This is a genomic window from Listeria cornellensis FSL F6-0969 (genome assembly GCF_000525855.1).
In the GTDB taxonomy this organism is placed as follows: domain Bacteria; phylum Bacillota; class Bacilli; order Lactobacillales; family Listeriaceae; genus Listeria_A; species Listeria_A cornellensis.
Genome location: NZ_AODE01000008.1, coordinates 75,428 through 97,415 on the forward strand (window position 1 = coordinate 75,428; position 21,988 = coordinate 97,415).

Here is a 21,988-nt window from a genome sequence, read left to right on the forward strand (position 1 = left end):
GCACTGAAAAAATGATTTAGTGAATAACGATTCTGTTCACTTCTCTATATTGTGCATCGACTCCGACAATTTCTACCTTGTCTGTCGCGTTTTTGATGAGATAATTCGTGCTTGTAAATGTAAAGCCACCATCCACCGTTGTTGCTTGTTGAACTGTAACACCATTCACAACGAGACGTACTTTTGCGATAGCATTTCCAAATGTTCCTGTTATCGTTTTATCTCCAAACGTAAAGTCTTTGGCTTGTAAGGCATTATTTATAGCTCCAGCTCCAATAGTTGCTGTGATGCGTTTTACTTCTTTATACTGCGTGTCCACACCGATGATTTCTACCTTATCAGTAGCTGATTTAATAAAACTAGATGCGTTCGTAAATGTGTAGGTACCATCAGCGTTAGTAGTCGCTTGTGCTACCACATTTCCGTTTATAGAGAGGCGTACTTTCCAAATCGCTCTACCAAATTGCCCCGATAATGCTGTGCTCCCCATACTATACGCATTTTGCGTTAAATGAAGCATCGATTCCAATCCACCAGTCACAGGTACTTTTATGCGTGCATGCTCTGTGTAGCCAGTATCAACTCCAACAACCTCTATTAAATCTGTCGCTGAGTGAATGAAGCTACTTGCATTATCAAACGTAAATTCACCAGCTGCATTTGTACTCGCTTGTGTGACAACTTTGCCATTCACCCATAATCGTACCTTCCAAATATTCCTCCCAAACGCCCCGGTTAACTTACTGTCACCAATGTTGTAAGCTTTCACGACTAAACTATAATCCATTTTTTCCGTTACTTTCACGGTAATTGTTTTTTTTAATATGACCATCTACTTTCGACGTTACCGTAATCACCGCTCCTCCTTTTCCAATCGCTTGCCATTTTCCATTTTCATCCACTTTTATCACATTCTGATTGCTCGATTCAAAATTCACATTCTGATCTGCGGCCTCTGGTAATACGCCAACTGCTAATTTTCCCGTATTAGTCGTTTCTGCATTCAACTCAGATTGCGCGTTAATAGACGTTGGTTTTTGCTGTGTCAAATCTTTCGGCAGTACATCCTTATAATCTATCATTGCTTCTGCACGTGTTTGTTCCGGCAAATTTTGAATAGCAAGCAATACATCATCTTTTAACGTACTATAATCACTTGCCAACATGCTTGGATTATTTCTAATTTGTTTCGCCGTATCATCTATTTTTGCTAAAACCCAGTCCAAGCCATGCGCACCTAAAGATTCGACTTGAAGCCCTGATTTTGTCACAACAAATGTCGTATTTTCATTGACCATCTTCTGATTATTAAACCTTAAAAATTCTAGTTCTGCATGAAAAACTTTAATTTTATAGCCTTCTTTAATCGTTACCTTATCTGAAACCTTGTTATCACTACTTCCCATCCTTGATTTAGTATACATTTCTTTTCCTTCTGCATCTAGCACTTGAATTTTTACATAAAGATCTTCAGAAAACCAAAAATTAGCTTGTATTTTATTAAAATCCACAGCCAACTGTTCCTTTTCTAAATCTACATTCAAATCTCCAATTTTCCACTCTGCTAATCCTAGTATAGTAATATTAGCTGGATTTATGAAAGAACTCATTTTTTTTAGGTGTATATTTCATATTCAGTGTATTTTCGTCATTTTGAACTTTTAAATACCTTTGATCTATCGTGTATTTTTGTGAATTTCCCGTTGGAGCATATACCGTATAGATACCTTTAGGCAATGTTCCTAGATTCAATACTTGTGCTGTAACTTTCACTTGTTTCACTACCTTAGCACCATTCTTAACAATCAAATCTTGACCTTCAATTTGTGAAAAATCATCAATATTCAGCTTGATTGTGGCTTCCCCATTCAGATGTAGTTCTGCCATTTGATCCGTATCAACAAACGATAAATAAGATTCTAAATTCAGCTTCTTCTGTGCATTTGCAAGTTCTGATGCACTCACTAACTCTTTTAATGAGGCCACAGCTTTACGATTTTTGTATTCCGTATCTTGTTGCAACGCTTGCGATGTTGTTCCTTCTACCGATTCAATCACCGGTGTGAAATCAAATCCGCTGGCTTCTCCATAATATTTAGACATTAAATCAAATAAATCATAATTTTCCTTTACAAAATTAGTTGTATTAGCTAACTTACGATATTCTTGATTAAAATTAATAAATCCTTCCTCCCCTCCTTTTTGCATAAAAAGGTACAGAATTCGTTCTTTATCACTGCCTGACCAACTATTAAACGCTTTATGTTCTTCTTGCCATGACTCGTTTAAAGAGGCTTCCCTGATCTCTTTGTCTCCATTCGCTGTTTGCGTACCTTTTGCAGGGTAATCCGCTCCATAGTATTTCCTCTCGTAATATTCTGCGTAGGTATTGTTCCACACCTCATCCACATCTAATGACGATTGCTCCATAAAACCGCCTTGATAGCCATGAGCTATTTCGTGTAAGATAGTCCAACCTACTCCAAGATAGGCCTGCAAACTAGAATCATTCTGACCGGTATTCCCATCACTATAATAAGCATAACCAATACCATGAAGATTTGCTTTTATAAAATATTTATTAGGGATGTTCTTATCTGTTTGATTCACTGGTGTAAAAGAAATTCCTGCTAGTTTATTGTATGTCTCAAATACGTCCGTATAATATTCAATCAGCTTACTAACAGAAGAGAATTCTGGCATTTTTTTTCAAAATAGTCTTATCCACTTTCGGTACGAGCATCTGAAAATACCTTGATGTAATTAACCCAAATTCAGCGTTTGTATCGTCCCATTCTTTAAAAAATTCTGATTCGCGGTCACCAGCCATATACGTTGGCAGTACCTTGGAAGTCCCCTTCACCCTATACTCTAGTACTGGCCTAACTGTCGCTTGCGGTGTAACAACAAATGGTACAGTGACATACTTACTGCTAAAAGTTTGCCAATTAGAAGTAACATTCACTTGCCTCTCTGTTACTTGATCATCATTCAATAACTGCAATGACAAAACATTAGTAAAGTCGGGATTCGTTTGGCGGACTTCAATCTCTACATTAGCCGGTAAAATAATTCCTAAACTTTGCTTATCTTGTCTAATTCCTTTTGTAAGTCCAGCCTTCTGGAACCAAGTTGGCATTTCCAATATCTCTATTTCTTTAGACTTCCATTCATCTGCAGATACCTTACTTCCAAAACCAGCTACAAAAAAGCCTACCAATACTACAAAAAAATAATAACACACTATATTTTTTCATACTCTACTCCTTCATTTTTATAAATTTCTGCGTTGTAAAACACCTATTTCAGTTCCTTCCTTGTAATGTTAGCATCATTTCCCAGCAAAAAAAAATCTTTAATTTCCAGTTTTCGGAATGTGTTTATGGCATTTTTGTGACATTTTTAAGTTATAATAACTTAACCTATCTCAAGTGAACTTCTTTAAAACCGACTCCATCAATTGTAACAACTATTAAAATTTGAACTGAATCCTTTTTTCAGTTTCTCATGCTATTTTTACAGCAAATCAAAAAGCAACCCTAACATAATGAAATGCTAGCGCTGCTTCCTATCGTTATTTCAATTTCACTTTAAATGTTTTCACTTCATATGGCCCTATCAAAAACTCCCATGCGTCTGATTTCGCGGCACCGATTGGATTTTCCATTAAATCACATTCTTGCCATGATGCTATCTCAAAATCGCTAAATAACACAACTTGGCAACGACCGCCTGTATATTCATGCAGCCTTACAATGATTGCATCATCGTCTTCTGCTTTTTTGATTGCATCGATTTGAATCTGCTCTTTATCCGCTTTCAGTAACGATCGATTGTCATGCGAGCCAAGTGCAGCGCGAAGTGGATTGTTGAGCGCCCAAGCTTCCTGTACTACATCCCCTTCTATAAAATCACCCTTATGTGGCAGCAGTGAGTACGTAAACGAGTGCTGGCCTTGGTCTTGTGTCAGATCTGGATATGTCGCTGATTTTAGCAACGTTAAGCGCATCACGTGATCTTTAATATCATGCCCATACTTACAATTATTCAAAATACTAACACCATATCCCGTTTCACTCAAATCCGCCCACTGATGCCCTACCGTCTCAAAACGTGCGTAATCCCAACTTGTATTCCAATGCGTCGGACGCTTCACATTACCATACTGAATATCATATGTCGCCTCCGTTGCCATCACATCCACAGGGAACGCCACTTTTAGCAACTGTTGCTTTTCATGCCAATCTAGCGTCGTTTCAAAATCAATCCGCGGACTCTCGCGGTAAAAATGAATATCCTGTGAAATCGTGGAGGTCCCGTACACCCATTTCATCTGTAACGTCGCTTGCAGTTCGCCATTTTGAACTACCACTACACTCTCTAGCTGCGTCACCTCACGCATTTTTTCTTGGTAATAAATATCGATATCCCACGCATCAAAATTCAGCGGCTTATCTTCAAAAACTTGCAACACATTCCCGCGTTCTCCTTTTGCGAGTACTTCACGTGCATTTTTCTTATCAAAAATCGAAGTAAATTGACCAGCTTCATTCCAAATTACGAGATAACGATCCGTCTCCAAGCGCCCATCATCGACTTGTGCTAAAAGCTTCGCAGCAACCTCGTTCTGCACTATTTCATAACTGAGCGTCGCAGTTCCCATCGAAGGCAACTGCTCCACCGCAACGAGCCAACTACACGCCAAATTCCGCTGGGCATCCAACTGTTTCCCATCCGCATCCTTCCAAATCACCACTTCATCCGTCGCAATCGCAATCTCAGCCAAACGCGGCCGTTCCCAAATCGAGCTATTCATCAACGTCATCTTATTCGGTGCATCCTCATCCATCGCACTCATCTCATCATAAGCTACCAACGCCAGATTCTCCGCTTCCTCATATTCCACCACACAATCCTCGTACACCTCCTGAATCGAAGAACCTGGAATAATATCATGGAACTGATTCCGCAACACAATCCGCCAACTCTCCTGCAATAAATCATTCGGATATGCCTCAAAATCCCCAGTCCGCGCCGCCTGTAACACTTGGAACCACTCCGCATCCCGCAACAACAACTCCAATTTGCGATTCATTTTCTTATTATGCGCCTGACTCGTGTACGTCCCGCGGTGATACTCAAAGTAAAGCTCGCCATTCCACGTATGCACATACTCCTCCGTTTTTCCAACCCGCTCATGCAAGCCATCAAAATAAGGCCCTGCAAGTCCAGTCTCCACTTTCGGCATACCCGGCATCTTATCAAAACGCGTAATCATCTCCAGCATTTCCCGCGTCGGGCCACCACCACCATCACCAAAGCCATATGAAACCAACAACTCATTATTCCAGTTTTTATCCCGATAATTATCCCAAACCCCTTTTACCGTCCGCGCCGTGATATTTCCATTATATGTATAGTACATATCATGCACATCCGGTGACGTGATAAAATGCGTCAAAATCTCCGAACCATCAATCCCGCGCCACCAAAACGTATCGTGCGGCATCCGATTAAACTGATTCCAGCTAATTTTCGTCGTCATAAATGTCTTAATGCCCGACCTCTTCAGAATTTGCGGCAACGCCCAACTATACCCAAATACATCCGGTAACCACAAATGTTTACTATCCTTGCCAAACTCCTCCTGAAAGAAGCGCTTCCCTTGCAAAATTTGGCGTACTAGCGACTCGCCCGACGGAATATTGCAATCCGCTTCCAGCCACATCCCGCCGTCCGCCTCCCATCGCCCATCTGCAATCCGCGCCTTGATCTGCGCATAAATCTCCGGATAATCCTCCTTCATATACGCATACAACTGCGGCTGCGACTGCAAAAACTCATAATTCGGATACTGCTCCATCAAACGCATCACCGTCGAAAATGACCGCGCCGACTTCTCTCGCGTATGCTTCAAACGCCACAACCACGCCACATCAATATGCGTATGTCCCACACACGTCACCGTCACATCGAAATTTTTGGGCATCGCATCGATCTTCTCATTCAAAAGTTCGCCCGCCAAATAGAGCGACGCGATATGTTCCCTACTCCCCGGATTCACCCAATCAATCACCCGAAAACTATGATCCAACGCCTGCATCAAACCATAACGCTCCGTCGTGTTCTCCGCCAAATAATCCAGCGTCTGCAGGGCCGCCAAAGCCGTATAATACAAATCATCCACGCGCTCATCCAAATACCCAACAAACGCTGCGTTTAGCCGATGTTCCTGTGTCGTCACCTTACCGCCACCCTCAAGCCCTGACCAAAGCCTGAAAACAAGCTCCACAGAAGTCCCAGCAAGCGTTTCATCAAAAAATACTTCCTTATGATTCTGATCCACGCCTTGATATGGCTTTCCATTCACAAACAGCAACGACTCAAAACCTGAGTTATTCCCATCCCCTGTTTTTCCAAAATCAAAAAAGCCCAACACCCGTCGATTCTCCTGTTTTGGAGGCAACACAACATTCGCCCTCAACCAAACATAACGATCCCTTCCCCTCCAATCACTTCCAAGCCTAATCGTCTCCTCAAAAACCAACCCGTCCGGATAAGTCCCGATTTCTCCAGCCACATCCTCCAATATCCCAAACTCCGAAATCACCTCCGCTTTCGTGTAGCGATACTGCGCGACCTCCTTATTCCGATTCTGCACCTTCTCCTTCGTCCAAAACATCCCCTCACACCTTCCTGTTAGTTAAGCGTTTTCATTCACAAAGAAAATATATCATAGAAACCCAATATGTCAAATAGATAAATTAAAGAAAGGAAGACAAAAAAAGAAATCCGTCTACAGCAACGAATCCCTTTTAAAATCCTATTTCAGCACATCCACAAATCGTTCCGTAATCAACTGCGGTCTTGTAATCGCACCACCGACAACTATTGCAAACACACCAATGTCCTGAATTTTTTTAGCAATCTCCGGTGTCAAAACATTTCCCTCTGCAATAATCTTTGCCTGCTTCACGACACGCACCATCTCCCGCAACACGGCAAAATCATCATCTGCAATTTTTTTGTCCTAGAGTCTCCTGCGTATACCCAAATAAAGTCGGCGCCACAAAATCAAAGCCTAACTGTTCTGCCATCAAAGCCTCCTCTACCGTCGCAACATCCGCCATAAATAATTGTTCTGGATATTTACGCCTAATCTCTGGGAATAAAACTGAAATGACCGAACCATCTGGCCGAATCCGCCCTGTCCCATCCATCGCTACAATTTCTGCACCAGATGCGACTATTTCGTCAACCTCCTGCATCGTCGGTGTAATGAATACAGAACAATCCCCATAATTTTTCTTATAAATCCCAATCACAGGCAGATCCACTTCTCCTTTGATAGCCTGAATATCAACCGCTGTATTAGCCCGAATCCCAACAGCACCACCATTTCTTGCCGCTAACGCCATTTTCGACATAATAAACGGACTATGTAATGGCTCATCCTCCAACGCTTGACAGGAGACAATGAGCCCCCCGCGCAACTTCTCTACCTTTTCTTGATTTTTCATGGCAAAATACCTCCAATTTATCATTAAATTCTAATTTGATTTATACCCCTTTGAGTGATACCATTAATGCTAGTACTAATTTTAACAATAAAGATGTATTTATACCACTGCATCGCTTCTTTCAAAAAAAAATTGATGTGTCAACGCACAGAAAGACAGGATTAAATATGGATACCATACGATTTCAACCCTTTGAGAAAAAAGCATCCAAACGAACACAACGCTTACAAATTTCCTTTGTTATCCTACTAGGCATCGCTTTCACACTCGGAGCTTTTGCAATTCATTATTATAATGGCATCCAACAAACCTTAAACCTCATCCACGTACCACTTTCTAAAGATAAAGCCTCAACAAGTACTCTCACAGATGGTCATGCTTTTTCCATTTTAATGATTGGTACAGATGCCCGAGCAGGCGAAAAAAATGGACGCTCAGACTCCATGATTCTAGCGACTATTAATAAAGAAAAGAATTCCGTCAAAATGCTTAGTATTCCACGGGATACGAAGGTCACTTACGATGACGGCGCCATTGGAAAAATAAATGGTAGTTACTCTAAAGGCGGCGCAGAAGGTACTGTAAAAGCAGTAGAAGGCCTAATGAACGTTCCGATCGATTATTACGTAACAATCAACATGGAAGGCTTCAGCGACCTTGTATCAGCTGTAGGTGGCGTTCGTGTTACCAATGACATCGATCTCACCGAAGTGAACAAAGTTTTTGTTAAAGATAAGATTGATCTCACAGGAAAACAGGCCTTACAGTATGTTCGGATTCGCCATGAAGACCCAAGAGGAGACTTTGGGCGTCAGGATCGGCAACGCGACGTCATCATGGGAATCAGTAATGAACTCGCTGGCACTGCCTCCATCACCCATTTCAAAAACCTCCTAAAAGCAGTCGGCGATAACTTCACAACCAACTTAGCGATGGACGATATTACCGAAATCGCAACCAAATACGCGAGCGTTCGAAACGATGTTAAAACACTAAAAATGGAAGGCGAAGGAGTCTCCATCTACAGTGAAGCTTATGGATTTAACCTTTATTATTACGAACCAGACGTAACATCTAAGGCCGCCGCAACGAAAGCTTTCCGCGAACATCTCGGTTTAACAACAGAATAAATAATAATAAAGCATGCGCACCTCTAAAACAGACACGCATGCTTTATTTATCTATATTTAGCTTGAATCTCCTGTTGCACCTTGCCATACAATCGCTCATAATTCTGCTCATGAAAAACTAGTACTTCAGCCAACTCCGCAGACGGTTCTTTCTCTAGCGGTTGGTGGTACAATATCGCTAAGTTTTGGATAATCAATTCCAAATCATGAATGAGCACAAGCATCGGCTCAGCATCTTCTATTTTAGGCACGAAGCTACTATCATTTACAATGCGCTCCCGCTTATCCTTAAGCCCTTGGAGCGACTTCCATGCCCCTTTCAAATCTTCCTTCAAAGACCCGCCACGCTTCAACTTTTCATACATCGGCTGTATCCCCGCAAAAAATTCTTTCACGCTTGTATCAAACACCTGACTAACCTGCTTCTTCTTTCTTGGATACAAAAAGTACACTAAAAATCCAATCGATAACCCTATCATCGTATCAAATAGCCGATTATTCAAGTAAACGACAGGCTCTCCTGCAGCCTTCCCAGTTAAAATCATCACGGCAACCACCGCAACCACTGGTGTAAATTTACCTAAAAATAAGTAGCCCCACAAAACAGCCAACGTCGCTGCGAGTGGTATCACCACAAAATGATTCGGCATGACAAAATATAAAATAACTCCCGTCAAACCGCCAGCAATCGTACCAAAAATCCGGCTAAGACTAGACTTATAAGTGGCTCCTTTTGTCAATTGAGCCGTAATATAAATCGCATTAAATACGTATGTAGGATAGATGATATATTTCCCAAAAAACGGATACAAAATCAAACAAATAACCAAACTAATTAGAACCTTACTAACCCGAGGATCCAGCGCTAGTCTAGTTTTCCACGATATCTTCATGCTTTATCCCCCGCTTCCAATGTTTGTAAAAAACCTCTAATTTCATGAACGCTCATCGTAAATTCATGCACGTGGAACGCCAATATCACATCGCTCCTTTTCGAAACTGCTAGATCACTAATTCCAATCGCTTCCAACTCTTGAAACGCTTCCTCACTAAGACTATAGCTCCCCAACTCCGATATCGTTTGTAAGCTAAAAAAAAGCTCGTAAATAAGATTTTATCGCTTCCTGATAAATCATACCATGTTTCGGATTACTATCTTTCCTTTTCAAATATTCTTCGATCAACATTTGTGATTGTATGAACAGACCATAGAGCGGTTTCGGTTTCCCGATTTCTTTTTTTTACTAAGATGTTCTGAAGCTCTTTTTGAAACAAGCCAATTGTTTGCTTCATCATGACGTGAATCGTTTTCTCAAGTGGTATATGCACGTATCGTAAAATGAGGCGCACAAGGATGAAAAAGACAGAGACATCTATAAAAGCTACAGCCAATATCGTCCATTCGGAAACAGATCCCGCCGTTCTCTCTGTAAAAAATAGCGCTGTCCCAATCGCCATCGTTATAACCATGTATTTTTGCGGCATCGTAAAATTAATAACCAATAAAGCAATAACTGCCACTGCAAAATAAGCATACACGTCCCCCTCTTCGAAAAAAGACGACGAGCCACCAATGAGGCAAGCTAATACGAACGCAAAAAGCATCTTTGGTATCACTCGTTTTGTAATGCCACTTGTCGGCTGAATCGCGATAACCCCCATCAATAAAGCAATCGGCAATAGTCCAATCATCCCTGGTATGACCAATACATGAATCGCTACACAAATTGTCGTATAAATAAAGACTTGCAACATATGTATAAGTCCTTTAAGTCCAACCTTTTCTAAAATAAGTTTCTTCATTCTCTGCTGTCCCTTCTTCTTCCTAAGTTTAGTATCACTTAGAAAGTTTATCACACATTCGTCCATTTCGATAGTTGTTTCTCATATACCCTTCTTTCTCGCCAATTAGACATTAAAAATAGGCAAAATAAAAAAGGCTTAGTACACAAACGCTACTTCGCCCTTTCACTTTATTGAATCTGCTCTTGTAATCGTTCAATATCATCATCACTACCAATAACAATCAACACATCACTCGATTGCAACACGTCCGTTGCCTCTGGAGTGATAATCATCTGTTTATCACGCTTAATGCCGACAATATTCACGCCAAACGTATTTCTGAAATCTAGTTCATGCAGACTTTTACCTAAGAAACGACGATTGGAAACCGAAATCTCAACCAAACTGTACTCATCGGAAAGCTCCAAATAATCCAGCATATTTTTAGACACGATATAATGCGCGATGCGACGCCCCATATCTCGCTCTGGATGAACAACCCGATCCGCTCCAATTTTATCGAGCAATTTGGCATGCTTATCATTCGTAGCCTTGGCCGTCACATACTTCACACCCATCTCTTTTAAGATCAGCGTTGTCAAAATACTCGACTGAATATCCTCACCAATCGAAACAATCACATGCTCAAAATTCCGAATTCCGAGTTGGCGCAACGCATTCTCGTCCGTCGAATTACAAATGACCGCATGCGTCGCAATCGACATGAACTCATTCACGCGCTCCTCATTCGAATCAATCGCCAGTACTTCCATCCCTTGCTCGACTAGCGACTTACAAATACTACCGCCAAAACGTCCTAAACCAATAACTGCAAATCCTTCTTTCATCGCAAAAATCCGCCCCCTTACTCTTTATCAACAAGGTCGTGTTTAAACGCATAAATCGCCGCTTGCGTCCGGTCTTGTACATCCAGCTTCGACAAAATATTACTTACATGCGTCTTCACTGTTTTTAATGTAATAAAAAGTTCATCCGCAATTTCCTGGTTCGATTTACCTTCTGCAATCAGCAATAGAATTTCATTTTCTCGTTTTGTCAAATCATCATGCAAGTTCTTCTCTGGTTTCGCCGTCAAACGCTGCATCATCTTTCCTGTCACTTCTGGCTCTAGCACAGAGTCCCCGCCGTATGTAGCACGAATGGCATCCGCAATCTCGCTTGCCGTCGACGTTTTTAACATGTAACTCGACGCACCCGCCTCAAGCGCAGGATACACCTTCTCATCATCAATAAAACTCGTCACAATGATAATTTTCGCCGTTTTCCACTGACGCATAATTTCCTGCGTTGCCTCAATACCGTCCATTTCGTCCATCACTAAATCCATCAAAATAATATCCGGACGCAACTCCATCGCAAGCTTCACGCCTTCGAGACCGTTCTCAGCTTCTCCAACGACTTCCATATCATCTTGCACCGAAAGATACGCTGACACACCGATTCGAACCATTTCATGATCATCAACTAGTAAAACTTTTATCATTCGCCGTTCACATCCTTTTTCTTCACCAGTGGAATCTTAATCTCCACACTCGTTCCCTTTTTAGGAAAACTAATGATTTTAATCGAGCCACCAAATTCAGCCACTCGTTCACGCATATTTTGTAAACCGTAAGAACCAGCTCGCATTTTATTCATGTCAAAGCCGATTCCATCATCGACCACTTTTAAAACGACTAGATTATCAATCACAATCATCCGAACTTCCAGCAAATTAGCCTTCGAATGACGTAATGTATTGGAAAGCAGCTCCTGTACAATTCGGAACAAATGATCCTCGATTCCTTTTTGAAACGAAATATCCTCGATTTGCCACTCGACTTGAATCGGGAGTTTCGTTGTCAGTTCTTTTAGCAATAGCTCAATCCCAGTTTTCAGCGACTTACCTTCTAGTTGAATCGGACGTAGATGTAATAATAACGCTCGCATTTCTGATTGGGATTCATTCACGATCGATTCCACCATCTTCAATTGCTTCTGCATCGTTGGCGTTGCATTCTTCTCACTCTGTTCATTGAGTGCCGACAAAAGCATCATCGCCGCAAAAAGTTGCTGACTCACCGAATCATGCAATTCACGCGCAATCCGATGCCGCTCCTCCGCTAAAATAGCCTCTTTTGTTTGGCCGGTAGTTTCTGCGCGCTCATTCGCAATTTCCTGCGTCATAATCGTCTGCGCCTTCATCTTATCACGTAATCGCTCAATTTGCTTATACACCTGCTGAATCTCGGCATAAATTTCCTCATCATCCGCCGGCTTCTTCTCCAATTCCCCTTGCTCCAAAAGCCGCAATGAAAAGTCAATCGCCTCGAATTTCCGCTTAATAATATAACCAATCACTGCCCCAACAATAAGCCCAATCGAGATGGCCATCAATACGATAAAAACGATAAACGGCAAGTAAAAAATCTTTTTATCAATCAAAAGGTCGTACCATGAAATATCGCCGCCCGATTGATAAATAACGGTTGTTCCGAGTGAGGCTAGTAGCAGCAACGCCGTCGTAGTCGCCATCGAAGCACGAGTGAACGTCATAGTCTAATCACCTCTAAATCACCAAGCACAACCGACGTAATAATCTTCACTTTACGCGGCGCCTTCTCATAATTATCCGAATAAAGCTTGATTGTGTCATTTTGCACGACCGTACTTTCCTTGTCATATTGTAAATGCCCGAAAATCGCTGAGTGCTCCAGACAAATCCCCAAATCAAACGGCACTAATAATCGAATCTTCCCTGAAAAACTGCGAATCAAAACAACGCTCTCGCCCGTAGGTAATACCGTGTTTCCAAGATCGATAATCGTGTCACCAATGCCCGTCTGAATGTTAATATTATCCCATTCATATACCACATCTAGCACCCGCTGATTACCAAACCACTGATTGCGAATAAACGTATTGCGCGGATTCATATTTTCCGCCGTCTCCTTGGTTTTCACCATTAATAACTGTGGCGCTCGCTTGCGACTCACATAATAGTACACGGCGAATATCCCAGCAACGACTAAACCAATTTTGAATGTCACGGTTAAAAGTACAGAAATCAAAATAAATACTGCCGCAATAAAAAGTCTGGACCGAGCCTTCTTTTTCGGAACACCTTCTTTTCGTGACGTAAATAAAAAGCAAATACCAATCGCAAATAACACAAGTAATTCCCATCTGAAAAGCATCTCAAATGCGATACCCACTGCGACTAGAACTAAGAATAAGAAAATAAACGAGCCTTCTAATTTTTTCATCTGAATACACCCCCTTTGCTGTTAAATTTTGAGTTAGACTCAAATAACGGGTAACTAGAATATTAACTTCTGTTCCCATTATAAATAGTTTGATGTAGTCACAACAGCCGCTGTGGCTCGAACTACCTCTCCATCTTAAGTCTTATTTTTCGCTATCTTCTTCTATTAAATACGTGAAGCCATCCTCTTGTTTAATCCGGCGTTCCTTCATCAAACTACCCAATGCCCGCTTAAACTGCGCTTTGCTGACTCCAAATTTAGCGCGAATAGCATCTGGATCTGATTTATCGGAAAAAGCCATTTTGCCACCGACGCTTCGTAAATACGTCAAAATCATTTCTGCATCGTCGCCTAACACTTCATGCACACGTCCACGTAACGATAAATTCAACGTGCCATCAGGTTTGACAGCAATCACACGCGCATCTAGCTTTTGACCTAATCGTGGTTCCGAAGTCCGTTCTGTCTCATGAACAAAGCCAATATGGCCATCTTCCGTAATCACAAACGTTCCAACTTTCAACAAGCGGTAAACCGTCCCAGTCACATTTTGATTAAACATATCTTGCGTCGCCTTTGTTGCGATCGCTTTGAAATCATGCTCTTCACCAAGCACACCCCAAATCCGTTCTTTCTCATCCACACGTAGCATAATCATTAATCGGTCATTCTTTTTCGGCCACAAGTGATTGAGCGCTGGCATGTCATCCATCGAAACAACGACATCTTTTGGAATACCGATATCCACAAAGACACCTAAATCCTTACGTACATCCGTCACGGTTCCCCAAGCAAATTTTCCAACTTGCGCGTTCGGAATAATCGTCGTGGCCACAACCTCATGATCATAATCACGGTAAATAAACACGGTTTCCGTATCACCAACCGCTAAATTCAAATTAGACGCATTTGTCAGCGGTAACTTCACTTCCACGCCGCGTTTTTCAAGCATAAAATATTCTTCCTCTTTTGCAATAACGGTCATCATTTGTGCCGTTCCAATCATATTTATCAACTTTTCCACCTCATTAGTTATTCTGTTCCTATTATAGCTTAAATGCTAACGTCGGTACAGCCCAATCCGAGAAAAAAAGCCGAACCATCCTCAGCTCGACTCTTCCATCCTATTTAATCGCTTCCTGCAACGCTTTAATCTTCGTCGCGTCGAGCCCTTTGCTAAAATCACCATCCAAACGCGCGCCACCGCCAACATGGTACTGCGTATTATGAAGCGCTTCGTGCAACAGTCCAATATTATCCGATGTCACGCCGCTTCCTACCAGAATTTCAAAAGAAGTCCTATCCGCTTGACTATCCGCAACCCACTTTTTCAAACGATCTAACGTGTCCGTCGCCTTATCCCCGCCACCTGAGGTCAAAATTTGCGTAATATTATTGCCATACTCTCGAAGAACCGCGTACGCTTTATCAATGTCTTGCGCACTTTCAATCGCCCGGTGGAACGTCAAATCCATATCGCCCTTCCAGTCAATCACATTCTCCAGCAAATCACGATCGATTTCTCCGGATTTCGTCAAAGCACCAAAAACAATGCCATGCGCGCCCAGTTCGCCTGCCATCAAAATATCTTCCTGCATCATCGCGATATCATAATCATCATAGTGAAACGAGTGACTATGCGGACGAATCATCACCATCGCCGGGACTTTAATATTCTCCGTAATCTGCTTGATAGCGCCATAACTCGGCGTCAAACCACCTTCACTAATAGCCGAAACAACCTCTAAACGATCCACACCAAAATGCTCTGCTTGCGACGCTTCCCGTATATTCTCAACAATAACTTCAAGTACCATAACCACCACTCCTTTTCCCTCAATAATTATGTATTTATTCTATCCTAATCTCACCTGAAAAGAAACGAAAAGCATTGCCATAGAACAATGCCTTCCTACTACTTATCTTGCTTTCGATTCAAATACAACTGTTTGCCCCGCAACAACGTCCGTTACAGTCTTCCAATCAAAATCATATTTATTCTCCATACTGTTCGTTACAACCATCGGAATCACCGTACTACTCGCATTTTTTTTCAATAAAATCAAGGTCTGCTTCCACAATCGGTTGTCCAGCAGTCACTTTATCACCCAGAGAAACAAGGACTTTGAACCCTTCTCCTTTTAACGCAACCGTCTCCAATCCAATATGCACAAGGATTTCTTGACCGAGTTCCGATCTAATTCCAAATGCGTGTTTCGTATCCGCCACTTGAATAATTTCACCTGTAACTGGCGCTACAACCGTTCCATTTATTGGCTTCACAGCTATACCCTCGCCCATCATTTTTTGATTAAAAACGGGATCCGGCACATCTTTCAGCTCTACAAACTGGCCTGTAGCTGGTGATACAACCGCTTCCTGTTTATCTTTTTTGAACATCTTCTTAAACATCATCTATTCCTCCTAAAAAAGTTCTCTCTCTCATTGTACCTTAAATCTGTATAAAAAGGCACATAGATAGGTACATTCAAAACTAAAAATGTATCATTAGCGTTTCTAGCATGACAATTAAGATTGACTTTTCGACTATAGTTGATTTCCAAAACGAAACACAAACTTAGTAGAATTGTGACAATATGTTCATTTTATATCGACCAAAAAGCGGAAATACTGTACTTTTCTTCTCCCGTAAAAAGTTATGATAAGAGCTGTAAGATTATTTTGATGCAATTATTGCATACTAATGCGAGATGCAACATATCTCAAAAAGGAGTAGAAATGATGAAAAGAAAGATGGTTCCCTTATTTTTTGTTTTACTTGCAAGTATTCTAATTGGAGGCTTCTCACCACCTGTACATGCAGACGAAGTACGTACGAAAGAAGCTTATGTTTTAGAAGAACCTACCTGGTTAGATAAATCAGGAATGACAAAAGGTCGTTATCATGACAGACAAGCACTAGGAATCATTGTTCCAGCAGGTGTAAAGTTGGAAATGCGTCAAGTGAATCCGAAATTTACAGACGAACTCAAGGTTTATTTTTTAGGAGATGGCGTCAAGCAACCTACTGCTTATGTTACATCAGAGTGGAGTAACTTAGAAAGTCCATTAGACCTTGTTCCCTTTATCGAAACACCCTTTACGAAAGAAAAACCTATTCTAGAATATCGTGTCACCGACCAAATGAAAAATTTACCTATTTATCAAACCAATGATAATCAAGCAGAATTTTTCCAGAAATGGGATTCAGAAAAAGCTCCCTACGGACTAGTTACATCAGAGTATTTCCAGTTGCTAGTTCCTCAAAAAGACGAAGCTTATTTAAAAAATATGGAAGATTTCAGCTCTATCAATGATTTAATCCACTACTATACGGATGTATTTGAAACATTTAACAAAGTAGCTGGTCTTTCTTTCACACCCATTAATTTAACGGACAAAAATATCCCTAATAAATATTTCTTCAAAGCAAATGTCAAGGGAACATCTGGGTCTTTTGCTACTTACAACTCTTATTTCACTTCTGAAACTGGCGATAGTGTTGCCAATCTCTGGCTTTCTAAGAGTTGGGCTACAGCTGCTCTTCATGAAATTGGACATGGTTATCAAGGTAGTTTCATCGATCCAATGGTTAACGCCGCCATGAACGCCAACACTTGGGGATTTGATGTAAACGAAGTATGGAATAACCTATACGTTAGCGCTTATCAAAAAAAGGAATTCGGAAAAGATTTCTATACAAAAAGTGGATATTATGCTAATGGTGGGAAGGCGAATAGTGAAAGTCAAATGATAAAACAATGGCAACAAGACCATCTTCCCTTGCAAAATTGGGAGGGAAGTTCAAAACATGATCTACTTCTCGCACTTAATGAAAAGACAGATAGCAAGGGTTTCACCCACTTTAATCAAGAATTTCGTAAATTGACCAACCAACCTGACTATAGTGGAAATAACTTGCTACTCCTAGATCTGATCTCAAAATATTATGAAGAAGCAAGTGGTTTTGACTTTACGCCAGTCCTAACCTCTGCCAAAGGAAATATCTCACAGAAACAACAAATAGAAAACTACTACAAGAAGGATAAACCTGTGGCTCCACTTACAGAACTAGTGACTGCAGACCAACTACCAACTGTACAAACACAATTAGATCTTCCCTTTTCTTATTCGCTAGTGGATACAGATCAATTAGCAGGCACGAACCTAACTGGTAATGTAACACTTAAAATTGATATCGACGACTTTTCTCAAATAAAAGATAAGATTCTAATCATCAGAAATGGGGAAAAAGTGGTTCGCGAAGTTAGCTTAACTAGTAAAAGCATAGCACTTCGTAGTCTTCCTGTCGGTATTTACACATTAGATTTACCTACAGGTGATGCGACTAAGTATAACATTGATTCACATTATCTTCGTGTTAAAAATGGCGCTACTAGTATTCCTATAAAATATACAGCCAAACAAGCATCCGAATTAATCAAACAAGATATTCATTTTAAAGGTGTGAATAACAGTGAATATACCACTGCTCATGTTGATTTAAATAACGAAAAACTTTCCATTGAAAACAATTTTGTCAACGCAAATCCTACTAAACAAGGCCTCTACTCTAAAATAGAAGTGCTTGATTCCGCGGGCAAGATCACTTATTCAAGAGAAACCATTGCAAATAGCAATCTCCAACTCGGTACAGAAGAAACGACGATAAAAGAAGGCTATCAAATTCGTGTTTTTCATGCTGATCCTGCTCTTCTATCTATCGACAACCTAACTATCACTAATCCTTCAGCTGGCACACATACATTCCTAGTTACAAAATCAGGATTACAACAAAAAGATAGTACCACAACTGCAAAAGACAATCTAGTTACAATCATTGAAAAAGCAGCAAAAATAATACGCTCCAATGATTCTATGCTTACTAGTCCCTATGTGGCAGGTAAAGATGATTTACTTCTAGCAATCCAATCATTAGACGAACCTAACAAATCAACTTTACTAAATAAATATAAAGATGTTCTACCGAATGTTGAACTAAATCCCAAAAACCCACTTCAAGCACCGATCTTAAATGATGTCTATGCTAACGATACGGAAATATCCGGAAAATCAGTGTCTAATAATAGTGTCACATTTAATATTTACAATCTCGATGGCTCTTCCCAAAAATATGGTTATGCGACAGAACAAGATGGCAAATTCAGCTTATCCCTAGATTACTATTCCCCTGGAGCAATCATCAAATTAGAACCTGGTATGCGCATAGAAATTTCCTATAGACAAGGTGATCTAATCAGTCCATCTACTACCAAAACCGTCATGGCTCCCGCTAATCCTTATGCACTCTCAGTAGATGAGTATACACTCGGTGATAGTGCTTTAACAGGAACCTTTAGCAAGAACATTGCCAAAGTTCGTCTATGGATTAATGATAAGGTAGTCACGCAAGCTACAACCAACGCAGATGGCACCTTCACTTTTAATAACGCGGCCAACTTCATTACCAAAGCAACAGATAAGGTCGAAATTGTTGGTGTCGATGCTTCCTATGTTGAGAAAAAACGGATTGCCGTTACTATCAAAAATTCAACTATCACGACTACTGGTTTAACCATATCCCCTTACACGATAGGAGATAGCACATTAAGTGGTACTTTTGGAAAGAGTATCTCAAAAGTTCGTCTATGGATTAACGGTAAAGTGGTTACTCAAGCTACTACTACAGCAGATGGTAACTACACATTCACAAATATTGGGAGCTTTATAAACAACGCTTCCGATAAAGTCGAAATTGTTGGTGTTGATACGCAATACAAAGAGCTCAATCGGATTACTGTCCCTCTAAAAGACCTGTCTCCACTTGATAAGAAACTAACAGCAAATACTTTTCAGATGGGCGATAAATTAATCACAGGTACTTTCGGAAAAAATATCTCAAAAGTTCGCCTCTGGGTAAACGGTAAAGTTGTACAGCAAGCCACTACACATGACGGGAACTATACATTCACGAGTACAAATTACTTTATTACGAAGCCAAGTGATATCGTGGAAATAATTGGCGTGGATGAACAATATAGAGAAGTTTCGAAAATGAGTCTTTCTTTTTAAGGATAGATACAACATAGTTTGGAAAAGATTACGTGGAGACAATTCTGCGTAATCTTTTTTATCTAGACACGGCTCACTTTTCTTTGTTAGAATGGTTACAAGACTTTATTTAAAGAAGGAAGTGACATGATTGGATTTTATAACTCGATGGTTTGAACGCATTGATTGGGATAAATTTTGGCTCGATTCTGTTTCTAAAATTATTAGCATCGTCGTTTTGCTCGTTTTATATTTTATTTTAGGCTGGATTGGGCGTAAACTAATTCGGAGCTTCTTTCGAAAATATCGTTCACAACAGATGGTTTCAGAGAGTCGTGCCAAGACATTAGAAGGCCTAATTATGAATGTGTTCGGTTACATTATGTTTTTCACATTTGCCATGTTAATTTTGCAGAATTTTATTAATGTAACAGCGATTATCGCGGGAGCTGGAGTGGCGAGTTTAGCGATTGCTTTTGGAGCACAAGGCCTTGTGAGTGATGTCGTGACTGGTTTCTTTATTTTACTGGAGCGACAATTAGATGTTGGGGACAGTATTACATTAGAGCAGGTGAACGGGAATGTGGAGGCTCTAGGCTTGCGGACGACACAGGTTCGTGACTTCGATGGCACGCTACATTTTATTCCCAATCGGCAAATTATGATTGTTAGTAATCATTCTCGTGGAAACATGCGGATATTGGTCGATGTTCAAATTGCGCCAACAGCCGACGCCCAGCTCGCGATGGATATTATAAAACGCGTTTGTGAGCAGGAAAAAGCGACGAATAAAAATATCGTGGATGGACCTACTGTGCTTGGTGTACAGGAAGTTAGCGCGACAAATACGATGATTCGTGTCATGGGGAAAGCGGTAAACGGTGAACAATTTGAAGTACAACGGAATTTATTGAAAGATATACGGGAAGAACTGGTTCGTCATCAGATCGAACTTCCGCTTTCTTATTTAGCACCGCTAGAACCTGGAAAATAAGTAAAAACCTCGAGTTGTAAACTCGAGGTTTTTACTTATTTTATACTCTTTAAATAACCTGTTAAAACGTCGATAGCAAATGGAATCGCCGCTTCATCTGGGTTTAATTTAGAATGATGAAGGCTGTATTCCGAATCGACGCCAAGCCAGAACATGAACCCAGGAATTTTTTCTAAGAAGTAGCCAAAGTCTTCTCCTGTCATTGCTTCTTTGCAGGCGATATAACTTTCTGGATGCGTTTTTTTGTAAGTAGTCAATGAATTTATTCGTTTCCACCTCATCGTTGTCTACTTCGACGTAATCAGAGCCGGCAATAAAACGGACCTCACATTGATAGGCTTCCTCCCATCCTTTTGCGAGTTGCTTGAGCCGCGTCCACACAATATCCATGGTCTCTTTGGAAAGCGTGCGAATCGTGCCATCCAAATAGGCCTCCTCCGCAATGACGTTTTGAACTTCGCCGCCTCGGATTTGTCCAATTGTAATGACTGCCGCATCTAATGGATCAATATTGCGACTAATAATCGTCTGCATTTGGCCGACAAAGGCGCTGGCTGCTACGACCATGTCATTCGCCAAGTGTGGATATGCCGCGTGCCCACCTTTTCCCTTAAACGAGATAAATAATTCAGATGTATTCGCAAAAAGAAGGCCTGGTTTCACGGCAATTTGTCCAGCTTTGTATTCGGGCGCAATGTGGAGTCCAAACATCGTATTTGGCCACCACGCTTTAAATTCAGCGCTCTCCATTATCGGTTTTGCGCCACCTGGTCCCTCTTCTGCTGGTTGGAAAATAAAAAGAAGATTGTCACGAAGCGGATCGTTCGCAAATTGAGTCAGGAGACCAAGTGCAATACTCATATGGCAGTCATGGCCGCATGCATGCATTTTTCCTTCGTGGAGACTCGAAAAAGGTAATCCCGTTTCTTCGGTAATTGGTAGCGCATCAATATCTGTACGGTATCCGATGGTTTTCGTTGGAGCCACACCTGCAACTCGGACTAAGATTCCGGTACGCCATGTTTTTATTTCAAGATTCTCTTGTGGTAATGTTCCTATGTAATCCAGTAAAAATTGCTGCGTCTTGAATTCTTCGTAGCCAACCTCAGGGATTAAATGCAACTCCCGGCGTAATTTAATAAATGGATTCAATTCTGGCATCGTTTTTATCCTCCTAATAAAAGAAGCACTTGTTCCCCACAAAAGTCTGAACTCATGCGATAAACAAATGCTTCTTCCTTT

General features: G+C 40.9%; 17 protein-coding genes and 3 pseudogenes. 3 read left to right on the forward strand and 17 right to left on the reverse strand.

The annotated features are described in order from the left end of the window. Window positions 1–16 precede the first annotated feature (16 nt). The 6 genes and pseudogenes from PCORN_RS03195 to PCORN_RS03210 all read right to left on the reverse strand — a co-directional run bounded on the left by PCORN_RS03195 (window position 17) and on the right by PCORN_RS03210 (window position 7,520). On the reverse strand, window positions 17–787 hold the full coding sequence (locus PCORN_RS03195; protein ID WP_159102518.1) for an immunoglobulin-like domain-containing protein: 771 nt from the start codon (window positions 785–787) through the stop codon (window positions 17–19). Then, window positions 777–1,610, reverse strand: coding sequence for a putative mucin/carbohydrate-binding domain-containing protein (locus PCORN_RS17040; protein WP_051999210.1), 834 nt, complete (start codon window positions 1,608–1,610; stop codon window positions 777–779). Before PCORN_RS17040 ends, PCORN_RS03195 begins: the two co-directional genes overlap by 11 nt. Beyond that, window positions 1,585–2,703, reverse strand: coding sequence for a M60 family metallopeptidase (locus PCORN_RS17045; protein WP_051999211.1), 1,119 nt, complete (start codon window positions 2,701–2,703; stop codon window positions 1,585–1,587). The genes PCORN_RS17040 and PCORN_RS17045 overlap by 26 nt, the downstream gene beginning before the upstream one ends. Continuing rightward, complete coding sequence (locus PCORN_RS17050; RefSeq protein WP_149024231.1) at window positions 2,681–3,139, reverse strand: hypothetical protein; 459 nt, start codon at window positions 3,137–3,139, stop codon at window positions 2,681–2,683. The genes PCORN_RS17045 and PCORN_RS17050 overlap by 23 nt, the downstream gene beginning before the upstream one ends. Window positions 3,140–3,574: 435 nt before the next feature. Beyond that, window positions 3,575–6,682: an alpha-mannosidase gene (locus PCORN_RS03205; RefSeq protein WP_036077482.1), complete on the reverse strand. Its 3,108-nt coding sequence runs from the start codon at window positions 6,680–6,682 to the stop codon at window positions 3,575–3,577. 141 nt (window positions 6,683–6,823) lie between these two features. Continuing rightward, a pseudogene (locus PCORN_RS03210) lies at window positions 6,824–7,520 on the reverse strand (N-acetylmannosamine-6-phosphate 2-epimerase). A 167-nt stretch (window positions 7,521–7,687) separates the two neighbouring features. Here PCORN_RS03210 and PCORN_RS03215 point away from each other — a divergent pair. Further along, complete coding sequence (locus tag PCORN_RS03215) at window positions 7,688–8,650, forward strand: LCP family glycopolymer transferase (RefSeq protein WP_036077484.1); 963 nt, start codon at window positions 7,688–7,690, stop codon at window positions 8,648–8,650. 47 nt (window positions 8,651–8,697) lie between these two features. On the opposite strand, the gene PCORN_RS03220 is transcribed toward PCORN_RS03215, so the two are convergent. From PCORN_RS03220 to PCORN_RS03260, 10 genes and pseudogenes are all read right to left on the reverse strand, one after another. Next, window positions 8,698–9,543 carry an FUSC family protein gene (locus PCORN_RS03220; RefSeq protein ID WP_036077486.1) on the reverse strand — a complete coding sequence of 282 codons (846 nt, stop codon included), beginning with the start codon at window positions 9,541–9,543 and terminating at the stop codon, window positions 8,698–8,700. Then, complete coding sequence (locus PCORN_RS18955) at window positions 9,540–9,719, reverse strand: hypothetical protein (RefSeq protein WP_149024232.1); 180 nt, start codon at window positions 9,717–9,719, stop codon at window positions 9,540–9,542. Before PCORN_RS18955 ends, PCORN_RS03220 begins: the two co-directional genes overlap by 4 nt. 83 nt (window positions 9,720–9,802) lie before the next feature. Beyond that, a complete protein-coding gene (locus PCORN_RS03225) occupies window positions 9,803–10,453 on the reverse strand; it encodes a hypothetical protein (RefSeq protein ID WP_051999213.1) in 651 nt (216 codons plus the stop codon). 170 nt (window positions 10,454–10,623) lie between these two features. After that, window positions 10,624–11,283 (reverse strand): potassium channel family protein, encoded by a 660-nt coding sequence (locus PCORN_RS03230; RefSeq protein WP_036077490.1) that lies wholly within the window; start codon window positions 11,281–11,283, stop codon window positions 10,624–10,626. Between the two features lie 17 nt (window positions 11,284–11,300). Beyond that, window positions 11,301–11,939 (reverse strand): response regulator, encoded by a 639-nt coding sequence (locus PCORN_RS03235; protein ID WP_036077492.1) that lies wholly within the window; start codon window positions 11,937–11,939, stop codon window positions 11,301–11,303. Beyond that, window positions 11,936–12,991, reverse strand: a complete 1,056-nt coding sequence (locus PCORN_RS03240; protein ID WP_036077495.1) for a sensor histidine kinase — start codon at window positions 12,989–12,991, stop codon at window positions 11,936–11,938. The genes PCORN_RS03235 and PCORN_RS03240 overlap by 4 nt, the downstream gene beginning before the upstream one ends. After that, window positions 12,988–13,701 (reverse strand): cell wall-active antibiotics response protein LiaF, encoded by a 714-nt coding sequence (liaF, locus tag PCORN_RS03245; protein ID WP_036077498.1) that lies wholly within the window; start codon window positions 13,699–13,701, stop codon window positions 12,988–12,990. The genes PCORN_RS03240 and liaF overlap by 4 nt, the downstream gene beginning before the upstream one ends. 142 nt (window positions 13,702–13,843) lie before the next feature. Further along, complete coding sequence (locus tag PCORN_RS03250; RefSeq protein ID WP_036077500.1) at window positions 13,844–14,716, reverse strand: CvfB family protein; 873 nt, start codon at window positions 14,714–14,716, stop codon at window positions 13,844–13,846. 109 nt (window positions 14,717–14,825) lie between these two features. Beyond that, a complete protein-coding gene (locus PCORN_RS03255; RefSeq protein ID WP_036077503.1) occupies window positions 14,826–15,518 on the reverse strand; it encodes a copper homeostasis protein CutC in 693 nt (230 codons plus the stop codon). Window positions 15,519–15,620: 102 nt separating this feature from the next. Next, window positions 15,621–16,113: pseudogene (locus PCORN_RS03260) on the reverse strand (PTS sugar transporter subunit IIA). A 327-nt stretch (window positions 16,114–16,440) separates the two neighbouring features. Here PCORN_RS03260 and PCORN_RS03265 point away from each other — a divergent pair. Beyond that, window positions 16,441–19,773 carry an immunoglobulin-like domain-containing protein gene (locus PCORN_RS03265; protein WP_159102520.1) on the forward strand — a complete coding sequence of 1,111 codons (3,333 nt, stop codon included), beginning with the start codon at window positions 16,441–16,443 and terminating at the stop codon, window positions 19,771–19,773. A gap of 130 nt (window positions 19,774–19,903) precedes the next feature. Then, complete coding sequence (locus tag PCORN_RS03270) at window positions 19,904–20,746, forward strand: mechanosensitive ion channel family protein (RefSeq protein ID WP_036077505.1); 843 nt, start codon at window positions 19,904–19,906, stop codon at window positions 20,744–20,746. A 35-nt stretch (window positions 20,747–20,781) separates the two neighbouring features. Here PCORN_RS03270 and PCORN_RS03275 read toward each other — a convergent pair. Further along, window positions 20,782–21,907 (reverse strand): annotated as a pseudogene (locus PCORN_RS03275) (N-acetyldiaminopimelate deacetylase). Window positions 21,908–21,988 lie beyond the last annotated feature (81 nt).

Excerpts from the sequence above, each read along its gene's own strand:
- PCORN_RS17050 (WP_149024231.1), bottom strand. The coding sequence starts at position 3,139 with ATGCCAACTTGGTTCCAGAAGGCTGGACTTACAAAAGGAATTAGACAA.
- PCORN_RS03235 (WP_036077492.1), bottom strand. The coding sequence starts at position 11,939 with ATGATAAAAGTTTTACTAGTTGATGATCATGAAATGGTTCGAATCGGT.
- PCORN_RS17045 (WP_051999211.1), bottom strand. The coding sequence starts at position 2,703 with ATGCCAGAATTCTCTTCTGTTAGTAAGCTGATTGAATATTATACGGAC.
- PCORN_RS03230 (WP_036077490.1), bottom strand. The coding sequence starts at position 11,283 with ATGAAAGAAGGATTTGCAGTTATTGGTTTAGGACGTTTTGGCGGTAGT.
- PCORN_RS03205 (WP_036077482.1), bottom strand. The coding sequence starts at position 6,682 with ATGTTTTGGACGAAGGAGAAGGTGCAGAATCGGAATAAGGAGGTCGCG.
- PCORN_RS03255 (WP_036077503.1), bottom strand. The coding sequence starts at position 15,518 with ATGGTACTTGAAGTTATTGTTGAGAATATACGGGAAGCGTCGCAAGCA.
- PCORN_RS17040 (WP_051999210.1), bottom strand. The coding sequence starts at position 1,610 with ATGAGTTCTTTCATAAATCCAGCTAATATTACTATACTAGGATTAGCA.
- PCORN_RS03265 (WP_159102520.1), top strand. The coding sequence starts at position 16,441 with ATGATGAAAAGAAAGATGGTTCCCTTATTTTTTGTTTTACTTGCAAGT.
- PCORN_RS03240 (WP_036077495.1), bottom strand. The coding sequence starts at position 12,991 with ATGACGTTCACTCGTGCTTCGATGGCGACTACGACGGCGTTGCTGCTA.
- PCORN_RS03195 (WP_159102518.1), bottom strand. The coding sequence starts at position 787 with ATGGATTATAGTTTAGTCGTGAAAGCTTACAACATTGGTGACAGTAAG.
- PCORN_RS03225 (WP_051999213.1), bottom strand. The coding sequence starts at position 10,453 with ATGAAGAAACTTATTTTAGAAAAGGTTGGACTTAAAGGACTTATACAT.
- PCORN_RS03220 (WP_036077486.1), bottom strand. The coding sequence starts at position 9,543 with ATGAAGATATCGTGGAAAACTAGACTAGCGCTGGATCCTCGGGTTAGT.
- liaF (WP_036077498.1), bottom strand. The coding sequence starts at position 13,701 with ATGAAAAAATTAGAAGGCTCGTTTATTTTCTTATTCTTAGTTCTAGTC.
- PCORN_RS03215 (WP_036077484.1), top strand. The coding sequence starts at position 7,688 with ATGGATACCATACGATTTCAACCCTTTGAGAAAAAAGCATCCAAACGA.